Raw genomic sequence first — 14,465 nt, forward strand, 5'->3', positions numbered from 1 at the left:
ATAATAAAATAAAGAACATATGGCATTAGCAATAACAGATGCTACTTTTGATGAAGTAGTATTGAAATCAGACAAACCAGTAGTAGTAGATTTTTGGGCAGCTTGGTGTGGACCTTGTAGAATGGTCGGACCCGTTATTGATGAAATCCACAGTGAGTATGAAGGGAAAGCAGTAGTTGGTAAAGTAGACGTAGATGCAAATCAAGAATTTGCTGCTAAATATGGTGTACGTAATATTCCAACGGTTTTGATTTTTCAAAACGGAGAAGTGGTAGGAAGACAAGTAGGTGTAGCACCTAAGAAAACCTATACAGACGCTATTGATGCGTTACTTTAGAACATTATTATAAAATTATGAAAAAGGTTCAACGAAAGTTGGGCCTTTTTTTATCCATAACCTTTTATCCATAACCTTTCACCTGTAAATAAAATCTTTTCCTATCTTTGAACGTATGAATTTAGATCAGCAAATAGAAAGAATTGCGCGTTTTGAACATCTAGAACTTTTGGCCAATCAAATTGTGGAGGGTTTTATTTCGGGAATGCACAAATCACCATTTCACGGTTTTTCGGCTGAGTTTGCTGAACACAAAACCTATAATCCTGGTGAAAGTACCAAGCATTTGGATTGGAAATTATTTGCTAAAACCGATCGTTTGTATACCAAGCGATATGAGGAAGAAACCAATTTAAGGTGTCATTTGATTCTCGACAATTCTTCCTCCATGCATTATCCTAAGTTGAGCAATCAGCAGCTTTTTTTTGAAAATAAAATTGGATTTTCTGTATTGGCTTCTGCCGTATTGATGAACTTGCTAAAGAAACAACGAGATGCCGTGGGGCTAAGTATATATTCGAATCACTATGAATATTATGCTCCCGAAAAAGGCAGCGACCGTCACCACCGCATGATTTTGCATCAATTAGAAGCGATAATTTCAAGCAATAATGCAACAAAAACAACGGACACCGTTACCTATTTGCATCAAATTGCTGAAAATTTACACCGTCGATCCATGGTAATTTTGTTTACGGATATGTTTCAAAATGAGGATAATGATAAAATTTTTAAAGCATTGCAACATTTAAAACACAACAAACATAAAGTTGTGGTGTTTCATGTGTATGATCCAAAAACCGAATTGGATTTTGATTTTGATACGGCCCCTAGAAAATTTATAGATATTGAAACTGGTGAAACGGTTCAAATTTTTGCCGAAAACAGCCAAGATGCCTATCAAAAATTCATGAGTACCTATTTCAAAACCATTGAAGCTACATGCTTTCAATATCAAATAAAATATATACCAGTTGCGATTGGTGAAACTTTTGAAAAAATAATGACAACCTATTTGGTTGAAAAACAAAAGTTTGCCTAGGGTCCTCGAAAAAAGTTTGCCTTTTTTTGAAAAAATATTTGCAGGAATCAAAAAGCGTAGTATATTTGCACTCGCAATCAAGTTTACCTAGCCCTTTATTCATAAAGAAAAAGGTAAAAATGCACTGGTTTGGTAGTTCAGTTGGTTAGAATACATGCCTGTCACGCATGGGGTCGCGGGTTCGAGTCCCGTCCAGACCGCCAGAAAAATAAAAAGCACTTCGAGGAATTGAAGTGCTTTTTTGCCCAAAAAAGGTTTTTTGATGTTGTACACAAAAGGCATCAAAATCACGATAGTTGTGTTGTTTATTCCCAAGCAATTGGGATTAGGTTTAGTAGTTAGACCAATGAAAAGCTTTGCATTTATGCAAGGCTTTTTTGATTTAATACCTTAATGAATGAATAACCACTTAGGTTATGATAACTGTATGCCAATTTAACGAATACGTTATTGCATCAAAAGTAATCCTAAAGATAGTAGTTCATGTCTAACAATTTTATAACTTTGTTCAGCATAAGTTAGGTAATTTGCATTTTGTAACACCAAGCCTTTAAAAGTAAGCTTTGCCTATAAAATTTCAGATGGAATATTAACATGAAAAAAACAATCCAACTTATTGTAGCGACTGTACTCTTATATTCGTGTCAATTATTTGATAAAAAAGTACCCGACGAAAATCAATTGTTGCAACAAGAATTGCAAAAAATCAACTGGAAAGAAGTAGACGAGTTCCCATCAGTCCTTACATGCGATACCATTAAAGATCCTGCTGTTAAGAAGCAATGTTTTTTTGATTATTTAGCACAAACAATTCAAGAGCGAATAGGGTTAGATACCCTTAAAATGCTTTATCCTGAAACCGATACCATATCGGTTAAAGTGACCATACATCCAGATGCAAGTTTGCAATTTGAGCCCCAATTTTTAAAAGACAGTGTGGCGTATGATAAAATAAAAGCAGACAGTATTTTAATGGCCCGATTGGCCAATTTTCCTAAAGTAGAGCCTGCCATTAAACGGGGTATAAAAGTTAAAACGCAGTTCATACTTCCGGTAATCATTAAAGTAGAAAAATAATTTTCATTGGCAAACGAACGTATCATATTAGGTATTGATCCTGGAACCACTATTATGGGTTTCGGGTTGATAAAGGTGGTCAATAAAAAAATGGAATTTGTACAGTTGAATGAATTGATCTTGTCAAAATATGACAACCATTATCAAAAACTACGGGTCATTTTTGAACGAACGATCGAATTAATTGACACCCATAACCCCGATGAAATTGCTATTGAAGCTCCGTTCTTTGGTAAAAATGTGCAATCCATGTTGAAACTCGGACGCGCACAAGGAGTCGCTATGGCTGCCGGTCTTTCTAGGGATATTCCGATTACCGAATACGAACCCAAAAAAATTAAAATGGCCATAACCGGAAACGGAAATGCCAGCAAAGAACAAGTTGCTAAAATGCTTCAACAGCTATTAGGTTTAAAGGAATTACCCAAAAATCTTGATTCTACGGATGGTTTGGCAGCAGCGGTTTGTCATTTTTTCAATTCAGGGAAAGTAATTGGTGAAAAAAGTTATTCGGGTTGGGATGCTTTTGTTAAAAACAATGAAAATCGAGTAATAAAATGAAATGAGCGGAATTTACATCCACATCCCTTTTTGCAAGCAAGCTTGTCATTATTGTGACTTTCATTTTTCGACTTCGTTAAAGAAGAAAGACGAAATGGTTGCAGCATTGGCAAAAGAAATTCAATTGCGAAGTAAATTCACATCCGTCACCCATCCCCTATCACCCATCCCCGAAACAATTGAAACCATTTACTTTGGTGGCGGTACGCCTTCTATCTTGCGAATTGCAGATTTGAAATTTTTGATTGATGAAGTGTTTCGAAATTACAAAGTTGCAGACAACCCCGAAATTACAGTTGAAGCTAACCCCGATGATTTAAATGAAGTTACAATCCGTGAATTAGCCAATTCGCCTGTGAATCGTTTATCCATTGGCATTCAATCTTTTTTTGAAGACGATTTAAAGCTGATGAATCGCGCACACAATGTGGAAGAAGCTAAAAACTGTCTCGAAATCGCCACGCAATACTTTGATAATATTTCCATTGATTTGATTTATGGTATTCCTCAAATGTCCCCAGATAAATGGCTCCAAAATATCGAAACCGCTCTGTCTTTTAATGTGCCGCACATTTCGAGTTATGCTTTAACGGTTGAGCCTAAAACCGCTTTGCATTCGTTTGTTGAAAAAGGAATCATTCTGCCGCCTGATGATGAAGTGGCTCAAGCGCATTTTCAAATTTTGGTCGATAAACTTTCAGAAAGTGGGTTTATTCATTACGAATTGTCCAATTTTGGAAAAGAAAATTATTTTTCAAAAAACAATTCCAGTTATTGGTTGGGTAAAAAATACATCGGAATTGGGCCTTCGGCACATAGTTATGATGGAAATAATCGAGGTTGGAATGTTTCAAACAATTCGTTGTACATCAAATCCATTCAAGAAAATAAATTACCCATCGAAATGGAGACCTTAACAAAAACCGACCGTTATAACGAATATATTATGACTGGTTTGCGCACGATTTGGGGTGTTTCGTTAGAACGAATCGAATTAGAATTTGGAAAAACATATTTGCAGTATCTCAACCAGCAAGCGGCAAAGTTCATTGACGATCATTTACTTTTCTTGGATGATAACATATTACGTACTACAAAAAAAGGAAAGTTTTTGTGTGATGGAATTGCGAGTGATTTGTTTTTATTAAATTTGGAATAGTAACTACTAAAACACAATGAAGCCACAATCAAAAACTAAACATGGCGAACCTTGCGTAAAACCTTTCGCTCTTTGCGGTTAAAAATTATGAAAGCAACAATAAACAACTTACAAATTGATTTATCTAAGCCTATTGATATTTCTATACCGTTGACCAATTCCGACAAAAATCCAATAGCTTGGTACCAAAATATACCTGAAATTGAACCCGTAACTATGGGCGATTGGATTGGTAAGGTTTCGGAAGGCAAATCGTCAACGAATTTCAATAATATTTTCTTCAATCCGCATGCACATGGAACGCATACGGAATGTTTAGGACATATAACTCGCGAATTTTATTCTATTAATCAATGTTTGAAACAATTTTTCTTTACTGCAGAATTAATTTCGGTAGAACCAAAAAGCGTTGGAGAAGATTTAATTATTACAAAAGAGCAAATTGAAATTACTTTAGGAGAAAATTTGCCAGAAGCCATCGTTATTAGAACATTACCTAATCTTGAAACTAAAAAGCATCTGAATTATTCCAATACCAATCCGCCTTATTTGGAAGAAGCGGCTGCTATTTTTATCCGGGAAAAAGGAATTCAGCATTTGCTCATTGATTTGCCAAGTGTCGACAGAGAACACGACGAAGGAAAATTATTGGCACACAAAGCCTTTTGGAATGTGAAAGACGTTAATCACGTAAATGATGACGCCCGATTTAATTGTACCATTACCGAAATGATTTATGTAGACGATTCAGTTAAAGACGGAAGTTATATTTTGAATTTACAATTTGCTTCGTTTGAGAATGATGCGAGTCCGAGTAAACCGGTTTTGTATAGTTTGGAGTAAGGAGATTAGAGTAGGGAGATTATAGTAAGGAGTTTGGAGTTTTAAGTTTTTAAAAGTGTAAATTATGGATTATAAAGATTTATTAGCTTATAAAAAATCATTTGCTTTAGCCATTTTGATTTTTGACGTGTCCAAAAATTTTCCAAAAGAAGAAAAGTATTCATTAACCGATCAAATTAGGAGAAGTTCAAGAAGTGTATCCGTAACAATAACAGAATCATATTGAAAAAGAATTTATCCAAAAAATTTCTTAAATAAACTTACTGATGCAGAAGCAGAAAATTCTGAAACTCAAGTGTGGTTAGATTTTTCATTAGCATGTGGTTATTTGGAAGAAATAAAATACAACGAACTCATCACTGCTTTGAATACCGAAATTGGTAAACTAATTTATTATATGATGAATAATCCAGATAAATTCGGTTCAAGTAAAATATAAATTAAACGATAAAAAACTCCTAACTAAAAACTCATTACTCCCAACTATTGTTATGGATATTCAACAACTCTACGAATACTGCCAATCAAAAAAAGGCGTCACCGAGCATTTTCCGTTTGATGAAGACACACTGGTGTTTAAAGTAGGCGGAAAAATGTTTTGTCTAACCTCGTTATCCGATTGGGAAAAAGGAACGCCAAGTCTAAATTTAAAATGCGATCCTGAACGCGCCTTGGAACTTCGAGCCGAATATGAAGCCATTGAACCGGGTTATCATATGAGTAAAATACATTGGAATACGGTTCGTTTTCAAAAAGATGTTTCCAATAAAATGATGCTAGAATTGATCAATCATTCGTATGAACTTGTTTTTAAAAGTTTAACGAAAAAAGTACAGCAAGAAATACAAGAAGTAGAAAATTAGGCATTACTTTTGTTAGTGAATTTTGTAAGGTTTTCAATACCTTGTAGGTATAAGAAATGTTGCATAAAGAAATTTGAAATAAACTATGATAGACAACTTAAAAAAAATATTAAACGAAGATCAAGATCCTAAGGCGATTGAAAAAATCACGTCTAAACTAGCGAATCTTTTGATGTCAAATGAAGAAGTAGGGTATATTGCGGTACAAAAAAAACCAGCGGTAACTATTCTGCCGGATAGTATAGTAGTCACCAATAAGCGCATTATTTTATGCAAACCTAAGAACTTAGGATTGTCTATGGAGTTTATGGATTATGATTGGGATGATATAGCGGGTGCATTTGTCAAAGAGGGTATTTTAGGGGCCGATTTTACGTTTACAACCCAGTCCGAGCTAACGCATACCGTTGATTATTTACCCAAAAATCAAGCGCGTAAATTATATACCTATGCGAAAGAACAAATGGATCTGTTGAAAAATCCAAAAGCACTTTCTACTGCGGTAGACGATAATGTCGAAGAATTTGTTGCGGAAGAAGTAACGCATTTTGCCGAATTGATGACTACAAATAACGCTATTCAAGATACCGAAATAGAAGCATCCATTTCAGAAGAAAAAGGATTGGCGCACTTATCACAAGATGAATTGTTTGCCAAACTTCAGAATTATAAAAAGTTATTGGATAATGGCTTAATTCTTCAAGGAGAATATGATCGCTTGAAAGCTGAAATATTAAAATTCTTGTAGTTTTTCTATTAAATTAAAAAACCCTCACATTACTGCGAGGGTTTTTTAATTTAATCTATGTTTATTGACTAGTATCTGTAATACTCAGGTTTGAATGGACCTTGAACTTCTACACCAATATATTCTGCTTGGTCTGGGCGTAATGTTTCTAATTCAACCCCTAATTTAGCCAAGTGTAACATCGCTACTTTTTCATCTAAATGTTTTGGTAACATATAAACGTCGTTGTTGTATGCCGCACTGTTGTTCCATAATTCAATTTGCGCTAAGGTTTGATTGGTAAATGAGTTACTCATTACAAAACTTGGGTGACCTGTAGCACAACCTAAGTTTACTAAACGACCTTCAGCTAAGATGATAATATCTTTTCCGTTTACGTTGTAAATATCAACTTGCGGTTTTACTTCAGATTTTGTGTGACCAAAGTTTTTATTCAACCAAGCCATATCGATTTCGTTATCAAAGTGTCCAATGTTACAAACAATCGTTTTATCTTTCATTTTCTCGAAGTGAGCACCTAAAACAATATCTTTATTTCCAGTAGTAGTAATGATAATATCAGCAGTTCCAATAACTGTATTTAATTTTTTTACTTCAAAACCGTCCATTGCCGCTTGTAAAGCACAAATTGGGTCAATTTCAGTAACAGTTACAATAGAACCAGCTCCGCGGAAAGAAGCAGCAGTTCCTTTTCCTACGTCACCATATCCACAAACGATTACTCTTTTTCCAGCTAACATAATATCAGTTGCACGACGTACGGCATCTACTGCCGATTCTTTACAACCATATTTGTTATCAAATTTAGATTTAGTAACTGAATCATTTACATTGATAGCTGGCATTGGTAATGTTCCAGCTTTTACTCTCTCATATAAACGGTGAACTCCAGTTGTAGTTTCTTCAGATAAACCTTTGATTCCAGCAACTAATTCTGGATAACGGTCGATAACCATGTTTGTTAAATCGCCACCATCATCCAAAATCATGTTTAAGGGTTGTCTGTCTTCGCCAAAGAATAACGTTTGCTCAATACACCAATCAAAATCTTCTTCATTTAATCCTTTCCAAGCATATACCTGAATTCCAGCAGCGGCAATTGCAGCAGCAGCCTGATCTTGCGTTGAGAAAATATTACAAGAAGACCAAGTTACTTCAGCCCCTAAAGCAATTAACGTTTCGATTAAAACCGCCGTTTGAATCGTCATGTGCAAACATCCTGCAATTCTAGCTCCTTTTAACGGTTGGCTAGCCCCATATTCTGCTCTTAACGCCATTAATCCGGGCATTTCAGCTTCAGCTAATTCAATCTCTTTTCTTCCCCAAGCCGCAAGTGAAATATCTTTCACTTTATAAGCCACATAAGGTAATGTTTGTGTACTCATCTATTGTGTATATTTGTATGTTCTAAAATTAGAGCGCAAAATTACAAAATAACTTTTTATTTTATCAAAGATTTCTATTAATTTGTGAATTGTTTAGCTTTCTAAAGATTTGAAAAACAACAAAATATAAATGCCATTATATCAAACTTTATCGATAAACGAGACTACTAAGGCGTACTTTTGGCACATCACCGAAGACGTAACTTCATTATTTAGAGCTGTTTCTTTAAGTTGTCGTTCAAAAAAGCGTTTGGATGGCATGAAATCAGAGTCGCAAATAAAAGGATTTTTAGCCGTACGAATGTTGCTCCAACAACTAGGGTATTCTGATGAAGATTTAACATATGATGCCTCTGGAAAACCACATTTAAATCACGAGGTAAACGGTACGAAGTACGAAAATGAAAATCCTATATCCATTAATCATTATCCATCACCCAATAATAAGTACATCTCAATTTCGCACTCACATGATTTTGCAGTCATTTGTGTCAGTGATCAAGAAGTAGGTATCGATATTGAAATACAGAAAGAAAAGACATTAAAAATCACCTCGCGATATATGGATGTTCGGCATTTAGAGCAGCTTTCAACTGAAGAACAAATTGCAAAAGCAACAACCGTTTGGGGAATAAAAGAAGCTATTTTTAAGATTAAAAATGAAAAGGGGATAAGTTTTCCCGATCATATTTTTGAAGCCGATTTTAGGTTGTCGGATACCACAACCCAAGCCGAATTGCATTTTAACCAGCAAGTCGAACCCTTCGCTATTCATTTTCAACCCATCGCAAACTATATTTTTGTTTGCGCTTTAAGACAAAAGGTATGATCGATTTTTTTATCAGTCAATATAAAAATACTTCTGTGCTTCAAATTTGGGCCGAATTTATAGCCTTTTGTTTTGGAATACTGAGTGTTTATTTTGCCAAGAAAGAAAATATTTGGGTGTACCCAACAGGCTTACTTTCAACTGTAATAACAGTGTATTTGTTGTATCAAGCGGCCTATTTTGGCGATATGACCATGAATGTTTATTATTCGATTATGAGTATCTATGGTTGGTACCGATGGATCCCAAACGCGCAATCCCCCGAATTAAAAATTTCGAGAACCACAAGGCGTGAAAAACACCTAGGTTTCGTTATGTTTTGTGCCACTATGATCGTCACCTATTTTGTTTATGTTTTTTTTGATTATACACTTGAAATTCCTAATTATATTGATATTTTTACATCAGGAATCTTTTTTACAGCGATGTGGTATATGGCTTTGAAAAAGATTGAGAATTGGACTTTGTGGATTATTGGAGACTGTATTGCCGTTCCTTTGTTTGCTTACCGAGGATTAGGAATGCTCTCCTTACAGTATTTTATTTTTAGTATCATGGCAATTGTTGCCTATTTATCATGGAGAACCTATTTAGCGAAAAAGATATAGCATACATTGCATCAAAAGGATATGAATTGGAAAAAATAAAGCAACAGCTTGCTTTTTTTCAAAAAGGTGTTGCACCCTTGCATTTGGTGAAATCAGCCACGGTTGGCGACGGAATACAACTCCTCACGTCGGATGAAAAGTTGTTTTTTAGTCGCTATTTTGACACCGAAAAATCCAAGCATCGGCTAGAAAAGTTTGTGCCGGCATCGGGAGCTGCCACACGAATGTTTCAATTCTTGAACGCTTTTTTAAACGATTTTGATCCCAACACGGATACAGTAACGGGCTACATTAATAAGACCGGCGATCAAAATTTGAATGTGTTTATTGTAGGCATCCGAAAATTTCCCTTTCATGCCCAATTGAAAGAAAAAACAAGAGAACTTTTCCCTGAGTATAGTACTTTTTCAAGAGATCAAAAAGTACACGCTATTATTCATACACTATTGCACACTACTGGACTTGATTTTGCCTCTAAACCCAAAGGTGTTTTGCCATTTCACCTGAAAAATAATCAGCTAATTACCCCTGTGGAAGCGCATATAGCAGAAGCGAAGCAGTTGAGTGATCGTTCCGAGAAAGGCCGTATACATTTTACAATTTCTGAAGAGTTTCAAGCTGATTTTGAAGCTCTTGTTTCAAAACATTCCGATGTAGCTGTTCATTTTTCGTATCAAAATGAAACTACAGATACGTTGGCAGTAGATGAACATAACAACCCGTTTCGATTATCAGATGGTTCTTTGCTTTTTAGACCTGCTGGACACGGTGCCTTGATTGAAAATTTAAACCAAGTGGATGCCGATGTGATTTTCATCAAAAACATCGACAATGTATCTCAAGCAGCTCAAGAACAGTGTATTAATAATCAAAAAGTATTGGCAGGAAAGCTTTTATACATCCAAAATCAAATATTTGTCTATATCCATAAACTACTTGAAGATCTGAGTAATGATGGTTTAATTCAAGAAATAAAATTATTTGTAGTGCAACAACTTTCTTCTCCATTGCCGACTGATTTTCAGATGTTCCAAAGTGCTTATCAAAGAGAGTATTTACTAAAAATTTTGAACCGACCGATACGTGTGTGTGGTATGGTTAAAAATGAAGGGGAGCCAGGAGGTGGGCCTTTTTGGGTACAAGATGAAAAAGGACGCATTTCGCTCCAAATAGTAGAAGCATCACAAATAGATTTGACCAACGAGCATCAAAAAAACTGCGTAAATAGCGCCACACATTTTAATCCGGTGGATATTGTTTGTGGGGTAAAAAATGCACAGGGACAAAAATTTGATCTCAACGAATACATAGATCATGATGCAGTGATCATTACCCAAAAAACAATTTTAGGTCAACCCATAAAAGCGATTGAATTACCAGGATTATGGAATGGTGCTATGGCAAAATGGACAACCATTTTTGTTGAGGTTCCCTTAGCTACTTTTAACCCTGTAAAAAGCGTAAATGATTTGTTAAAACCAGCGCACCAGCACGTTAATGAATGGTAAGGATGGAAAAAGATGTTATTTTAACTGAAGTATCTTTCAAGGCTGTTCGAAGCAGTGGTGCTGGCGGGCAAAATGTAAATAAAGTAGCTTCAAAAGTGGTGCTTTCCTTTTACTTGAATCAATCAAAAGGACTCACAGACGAAGAAAAAGCACGTCTGCAGCATAAAATTGCTACAAAGTTAACGCAAGATAGTCTACTAATCATTACAAGTGAGGAAGATCGAAGTCAGTTCAAAAACCGGACAATAGCAATAAATAAATTGATAAAATGTCTGGATGACGGATTGAAGATTCCGAAAAAACGTCAAAAAACAAAAGTACCACGATCAGTTAATGAAAAACGACTTCAAGCAAAAAAAGTAATGAGCGTAGTTAAGCAAAATAGAAAAGCGCCAAATTTATAATTGTTCGCATAAATAAAATAAAGGGTATTTTTTTGAGAATTTTGAAAGTAAATTTCTTTTTTAAATTGACTTTTTATTTAATATCTTTGTTCCAATCTCAAAGGGGTGCTTGAATTTGAATCTAATTCATAAGGACAGCTGAGATCATACCCATAGAACCTGGGCAGGTAATGCTGCCAAGGAATATAGAGAAACCAACACCGATACATTCCATCTGGAGTGAAGGAATCTCAAAATAATTTAGTAACCAAGAATAATGGCCCCTTTTATTCGTAAAATTTTTACGGATGAAAACTTTACCAAAAAAAAGCACAAAGAACAAAGTTCGAAGTACGAAGGTCCTTTTAAACCTATTGCCTATTGCCTATTGCCTATTGCCTATTGTTTCTTTCTCACAAGAGGCACAAAAAGACACTGTTAAAGTAAATGCATTGAATGAAGTTATCGTTTCTTCGGTACGTGCAAAAGACAAAAATCCAATTCCATTTACCAATGTTACTGCAGCTGCAATTGCCCCGCGAAATTTAGCTCAAGACATTCCTGTTTTGTTGCAATACCTACCTTCTGTGGTTAGTACAACCGACGCAGGAAATGGCGTGGGTTATACCTATATGCGTGTTCGAGGCGCCGACGGATCACGCATCAACGTTACCTTAAACGGTATTCCTTTTAATGACAGTGAAAGTCAAGGCACCTTTTTTGTAAACTTGCCTGATTTTGCATCCTCACTTGAAAGCGTTCAATTGCAGCGGGGTGTTGGAACGTCTACAAATGGAGCTGGTGCATTTGGCGCAAGTCTAAACATGCAAACGAAATCCTTTCGTGAAAAAGCTTTTGCTGAAATTTCAAATTCGGTAGGAAGTTTTGCAACCCGCAAGCATACGCTGGCTTTTGGAACGGGCTTGCACAATCATTTTGAAATGAATGCACGAATTTCGAATATTGCTTCTGATGGCTACATTGATCGTGCTTCTTCCCGCTTGCAGGGCTATTTTTTTAATGCAAATTATATCAATGAATCCACGCAAGTTAAATTTATGGCTTTTGGCGGCAAGGAAAAAACCTATCAAGCGTGGTATGGCATTGAAGACACCGAAAAATTAAGAAAGGATCGAACGTTCAATCCGGCTGGGATGTATTTTGATGCGAACGGGAACATGCAGTTTTATGATAATGAAACCGATAATTATTGGCAAAATCATTTTCAATTGCATTGGTCCGAAAAATGGTCATCGCGATGGATTTCAAACGTGGCGTTGCATTATACGCTTGGAAAAGGATATTTTGAACAATATAAAGAAGATCAAGATTTGTCGGAGTACAATTTGCCCGCTTTCAATGGTAATTTGATGTCAGATTTGGTTCGAAAACGCTGGTTGGATAATGATTTCTTTGGAGCTACTTTCGCAATGAATTATACCGCTCCTGCTACTCAAATTACATTTGGAGGAGCTGCCAACCGTTATTTAGGAAAACACTTTGGGGAAGTTGTTTGGACTCAAAATTATGTTCCAAATTCTAATCGTTACTATGATAATTTTGGAAATAAAGATGATGTCAATTTCTATACAAAAGCATCTTATAATATTACAAGTCAACTGAATTTATTTGCCGATTTACAATACCGAATGGTGTTTTATGAAGCTACTAGTGTTAAGTTTTCTCCCGTTAATGATACGTTTCGTTTTTTTAATCCAAAAGCCGGAGTGAACTATCAAATAGATACTAAAAATTCATTTTATGGTTATTTTGGTGTTGCCAATAAAGAACCCAGACGCGATGATTATGAAAATGGGAGTGTAAAACCCGAGCGTTTATTTGATTACGAATTGGGGTGGAAATATAATTCCGAAAAAGTACAGTTCAATACGAATGTATTTTACATGAATTATAGAAACCAATTGGTTTTAACTGGGGCTTTAAATGATGTAGGGTCGCCAATTTTCACTAACAGTGGTAAAAGTTATCGAATGGGAGTTGAGGTTGAATCAACAATTGCGCTCTCCAGAAAATGGATCGTACACTCAAATGCCACCCTTAGTCAAAACAAAAATCAAGATTTTTATTTTCAGCGCGATGGAGTATTGCAAAATTTAGGCAACACAAACAGTGCGTATTCGCCAAATATTATTTTGGGCAATGGACTAACGTATCTGCCTCGAGATCATTTTCAAATTTCGTTTTTATCGAAATATGTGGGCGAGCAATTCATGGGAAATATAGATTCCAATCAATCAAAACTCGATGCTTATTTTGTAAATGATGTGAACATACAATACGAATGGAAATTGAATAAAGCGATTAAATCCATTGTTTTTTCGGGGTTAGTTAATAATGTTTTTGATCTTGAATACGAATCGAACGGATATTTTTATACCTACGATGATGATTGGACCAATCCGGGAGCTACAACTACAATAGAAGGTGCTGGGTTTTATCCGCAAGCGGGTATCAATTTCATTATAGGAATGAGTTTGAAATTTTAGTTAAAATAAAAAGCCTGAAAGATTATTACTTTCAGGCTTTTTATTAATTATAAACGCGTAGGGAAACACCATCCAATTGTTCCACTCTATATTGTTTCATGGGATATTGCATTCCAGTAGCTTGTCCAGTGAACAAGCTATACGAAGTATTATCACAAGGGCAAACTACATTAATTCCATTAAGGTTCATGGTGGAGCAATCGCTCAAAGCTTGATTGGGGCATGCAGCATCGAAAGCAACATAACCGCTGCCAGTATTGAACACAAAAACACCTCGTACGCCAGTGTTTCCAGCATTTATATATACTGCATTACTTGGAAATTGTAAGTTGCTGTATTGGGGTAAATTCATGTTAATGTTAAAAACAAATGAATAATTGGGCAAATAAGGATTGTTGTTGCTAAAATTTTCTTTATCACAACCCATTAAAAGTAGTACGAAAACAAAAAGAAAATATTTTTTCATGGATAAATTTTTAGCGCGATTGAAAAACAAATTTAAATAATTACTTTTGACCTAACATTATAGAAGGTCATAAATTAATTTTAAAAATAAATTACTATCTTTGTGAATAGAAATCCCAGCTGATGGGATTTTTTCTATTTATATAAACG

At 35.3% G+C, this 14,465-nt stretch carries 15 protein-coding genes, 1 tRNA gene, 1 pseudogene and 1 riboswitch; of the genes and pseudogenes, 15 read left to right on the forward strand and 2 right to left on the reverse strand.

Going from position 1 to position 14,465, the window contains the following annotated elements; translation table 11 throughout:
* The first annotated feature begins 19 nt into the window (after nt 1–19).
* From trxA to ACIQ6Z_RS06840, 10 genes and pseudogenes are all read left to right on the forward strand, one after another.
* Nucleotides 20–337: a thioredoxin gene (gene trxA / locus ACIQ6Z_RS06795; protein WP_133608539.1), complete on the forward strand. Its 318-nt coding sequence runs from the start codon at nt 20–22 to the stop codon at nt 335–337.
* Nucleotides 338–452: 115 nt separating this feature from the next.
* Entirely contained in the window at nt 453–1,379 is a 927-nt protein-coding gene (locus ACIQ6Z_RS06800; protein WP_396210167.1) for a DUF58 domain-containing protein, read from the forward strand.
* A gap of 126 nt (nt 1,380–1,505) precedes the next feature.
* Nucleotides 1,506–1,582, forward strand: a tRNA-Asp gene (locus tag ACIQ6Z_RS06805).
* A 391-nt stretch (nt 1,583–1,973) separates the two neighbouring features.
* Nucleotides 1,974–2,456, forward strand: a complete 483-nt coding sequence (locus ACIQ6Z_RS06810; RefSeq protein WP_396210168.1) for a hypothetical protein — start codon at nt 1,974–1,976, stop codon at nt 2,454–2,456.
* A gap of 6 nt (nt 2,457–2,462) precedes the next feature.
* Nucleotides 2,463–3,017, forward strand: a complete 555-nt coding sequence (ruvC, locus tag ACIQ6Z_RS06815; RefSeq protein ID WP_396210169.1) for a crossover junction endodeoxyribonuclease RuvC — start codon at nt 2,463–2,465, stop codon at nt 3,015–3,017.
* Between the two features lies 1 nt (nt 3,018).
* On the forward strand, nt 3,019–4,176 hold the full coding sequence (gene hemW / locus ACIQ6Z_RS06820) for a radical SAM family heme chaperone HemW (RefSeq protein ID WP_396210170.1): 1,158 nt from the start codon (nt 3,019–3,021) through the stop codon (nt 4,174–4,176).
* Nucleotides 4,177–4,263: 87 nt separating this feature from the next.
* Nucleotides 4,264–5,019 (forward strand): cyclase family protein, encoded by a 756-nt coding sequence (locus ACIQ6Z_RS06825; RefSeq protein WP_396210171.1) that lies wholly within the window; start codon nt 4,264–4,266, stop codon nt 5,017–5,019.
* A gap of 64 nt (nt 5,020–5,083) precedes the next feature.
* Nucleotides 5,084–5,458 (forward strand): annotated as a pseudogene (locus ACIQ6Z_RS06830) (four helix bundle protein).
* A 52-nt stretch (nt 5,459–5,510) separates the two neighbouring features.
* Nucleotides 5,511–5,882: an MmcQ/YjbR family DNA-binding protein gene (locus tag ACIQ6Z_RS06835; RefSeq protein ID WP_396210172.1), complete on the forward strand. Its 372-nt coding sequence runs from the start codon at nt 5,511–5,513 to the stop codon at nt 5,880–5,882.
* A gap of 85 nt (nt 5,883–5,967) precedes the next feature.
* Nucleotides 5,968–6,630: a PH domain-containing protein gene (locus ACIQ6Z_RS06840; RefSeq protein WP_396210173.1), complete on the forward strand. Its 663-nt coding sequence runs from the start codon at nt 5,968–5,970 to the stop codon at nt 6,628–6,630.
* A 68-nt stretch (nt 6,631–6,698) separates the two neighbouring features.
* On the opposite strand, the gene ahcY is transcribed toward ACIQ6Z_RS06840, so the two are convergent.
* Nucleotides 6,699–8,015 (reverse strand): adenosylhomocysteinase, encoded by a 1,317-nt coding sequence (gene ahcY / locus ACIQ6Z_RS06845; RefSeq protein WP_396210174.1) that lies wholly within the window; start codon nt 8,013–8,015, stop codon nt 6,699–6,701.
* A 130-nt stretch (nt 8,016–8,145) separates the two neighbouring features.
* Here ahcY and ACIQ6Z_RS06850 point away from each other — a divergent pair, with 130 nt between their 5' ends.
* The 5 genes from ACIQ6Z_RS06850 (at nt 8,146) to ACIQ6Z_RS06870 (ending at nt 13,850) form a co-directional block, all read left to right on the forward strand.
* Nucleotides 8,146–8,844 (forward strand): 4'-phosphopantetheinyl transferase family protein, encoded by a 699-nt coding sequence (locus tag ACIQ6Z_RS06850; protein ID WP_396210175.1) that lies wholly within the window; start codon nt 8,146–8,148, stop codon nt 8,842–8,844.
* A complete protein-coding gene (pnuC, locus tag ACIQ6Z_RS06855) occupies nt 8,841–9,452 on the forward strand; it encodes a nicotinamide riboside transporter PnuC (RefSeq protein ID WP_396210176.1) in 612 nt (203 codons plus the stop codon). Before ACIQ6Z_RS06850 ends, pnuC begins: the two co-directional genes overlap by 4 nt.
* Nucleotides 9,422–10,960 (forward strand): DUF4301 family protein, encoded by a 1,539-nt coding sequence (locus ACIQ6Z_RS06860; protein WP_396210177.1) that lies wholly within the window; start codon nt 9,422–9,424, stop codon nt 10,958–10,960. The genes pnuC and ACIQ6Z_RS06860 overlap by 31 nt, the downstream gene beginning before the upstream one ends.
* Nucleotides 10,961–10,962: 2 nt before the next feature.
* Nucleotides 10,963–11,364 carry an alternative ribosome rescue aminoacyl-tRNA hydrolase ArfB gene (gene arfB, locus ACIQ6Z_RS06865; RefSeq protein ID WP_396210178.1) on the forward strand — a complete coding sequence of 134 codons (402 nt, stop codon included), beginning with the start codon at nt 10,963–10,965 and terminating at the stop codon, nt 11,362–11,364.
* Nucleotides 11,365–11,455: 91 nt separating this feature from the next.
* Nucleotides 11,456–11,565, forward strand: a riboswitch (TPP riboswitch).
* A gap of 86 nt (nt 11,566–11,651) precedes the next feature.
* Nucleotides 11,652–13,850 carry a TonB-dependent receptor gene (locus ACIQ6Z_RS06870; protein WP_396210179.1) on the forward strand — a complete coding sequence of 733 codons (2,199 nt, stop codon included), beginning with the start codon at nt 11,652–11,654 and terminating at the stop codon, nt 13,848–13,850.
* A 43-nt stretch (nt 13,851–13,893) separates the two neighbouring features.
* Here the strand turns inward: ACIQ6Z_RS06870 and ACIQ6Z_RS06875 are convergent, their stop codons facing one another.
* Nucleotides 13,894–14,316 carry a Rieske (2Fe-2S) protein gene (locus ACIQ6Z_RS06875; protein ID WP_396210180.1) on the reverse strand — a complete coding sequence of 141 codons (423 nt, stop codon included), beginning with the start codon at nt 14,314–14,316 and terminating at the stop codon, nt 13,894–13,896.
* Nucleotides 14,317–14,465: the final 149 nt, after the last annotated feature.

The organism is Flavobacterium sp., from assembly GCF_044376915.1.
Taxonomy (GTDB): domain Bacteria; phylum Bacteroidota; class Bacteroidia; order Flavobacteriales; family Flavobacteriaceae; genus Flavobacterium.

Bases quoted from the DNA above. Each gene is read 5' to 3' on its own strand.
- ACIQ6Z_RS06860 (WP_396210177.1), top strand. From the start codon at position 9,422: ATGGAGAACCTATTTAGCGAAAAAGATATAGCATACATTGCATCAAAA.
- pnuC (WP_396210176.1), top strand. From the start codon at position 8,841: ATGATCGATTTTTTTATCAGTCAATATAAAAATACTTCTGTGCTTCAA.
- ahcY (WP_396210174.1), bottom strand. From the start codon at position 8,015: ATGAGTACACAAACATTACCTTATGTGGCTTATAAAGTGAAAGATATT.
- ACIQ6Z_RS06800 (WP_396210167.1), top strand. From the start codon at position 453: ATGAATTTAGATCAGCAAATAGAAAGAATTGCGCGTTTTGAACATCTA.
- ACIQ6Z_RS06825 (WP_396210171.1), top strand. From the start codon at position 4,264: ATGAAAGCAACAATAAACAACTTACAAATTGATTTATCTAAGCCTATT.
- ACIQ6Z_RS06810 (WP_396210168.1), top strand. From the start codon at position 1,974: ATGAAAAAAACAATCCAACTTATTGTAGCGACTGTACTCTTATATTCG.
- ACIQ6Z_RS06875 (WP_396210180.1), bottom strand. From the start codon at position 14,316: ATGAAAAAATATTTTCTTTTTGTTTTCGTACTACTTTTAATGGGTTGT.
- trxA (WP_133608539.1), top strand. From the start codon at position 20: ATGGCATTAGCAATAACAGATGCTACTTTTGATGAAGTAGTATTGAAA.
- hemW (WP_396210170.1), top strand. From the start codon at position 3,019: ATGAGCGGAATTTACATCCACATCCCTTTTTGCAAGCAAGCTTGTCAT.
- ACIQ6Z_RS06835 (WP_396210172.1), top strand. From the start codon at position 5,511: ATGGATATTCAACAACTCTACGAATACTGCCAATCAAAAAAAGGCGTC.
- ACIQ6Z_RS06840 (WP_396210173.1), top strand. From the start codon at position 5,968: ATGATAGACAACTTAAAAAAAATATTAAACGAAGATCAAGATCCTAAG.
- ACIQ6Z_RS06870 (WP_396210179.1), top strand. From the start codon at position 11,652: ATGAAAACTTTACCAAAAAAAAGCACAAAGAACAAAGTTCGAAGTACG.
- arfB (WP_396210178.1), top strand. From the start codon at position 10,963: ATGGAAAAAGATGTTATTTTAACTGAAGTATCTTTCAAGGCTGTTCGA.
- ACIQ6Z_RS06850 (WP_396210175.1), top strand. From the start codon at position 8,146: ATGCCATTATATCAAACTTTATCGATAAACGAGACTACTAAGGCGTAC.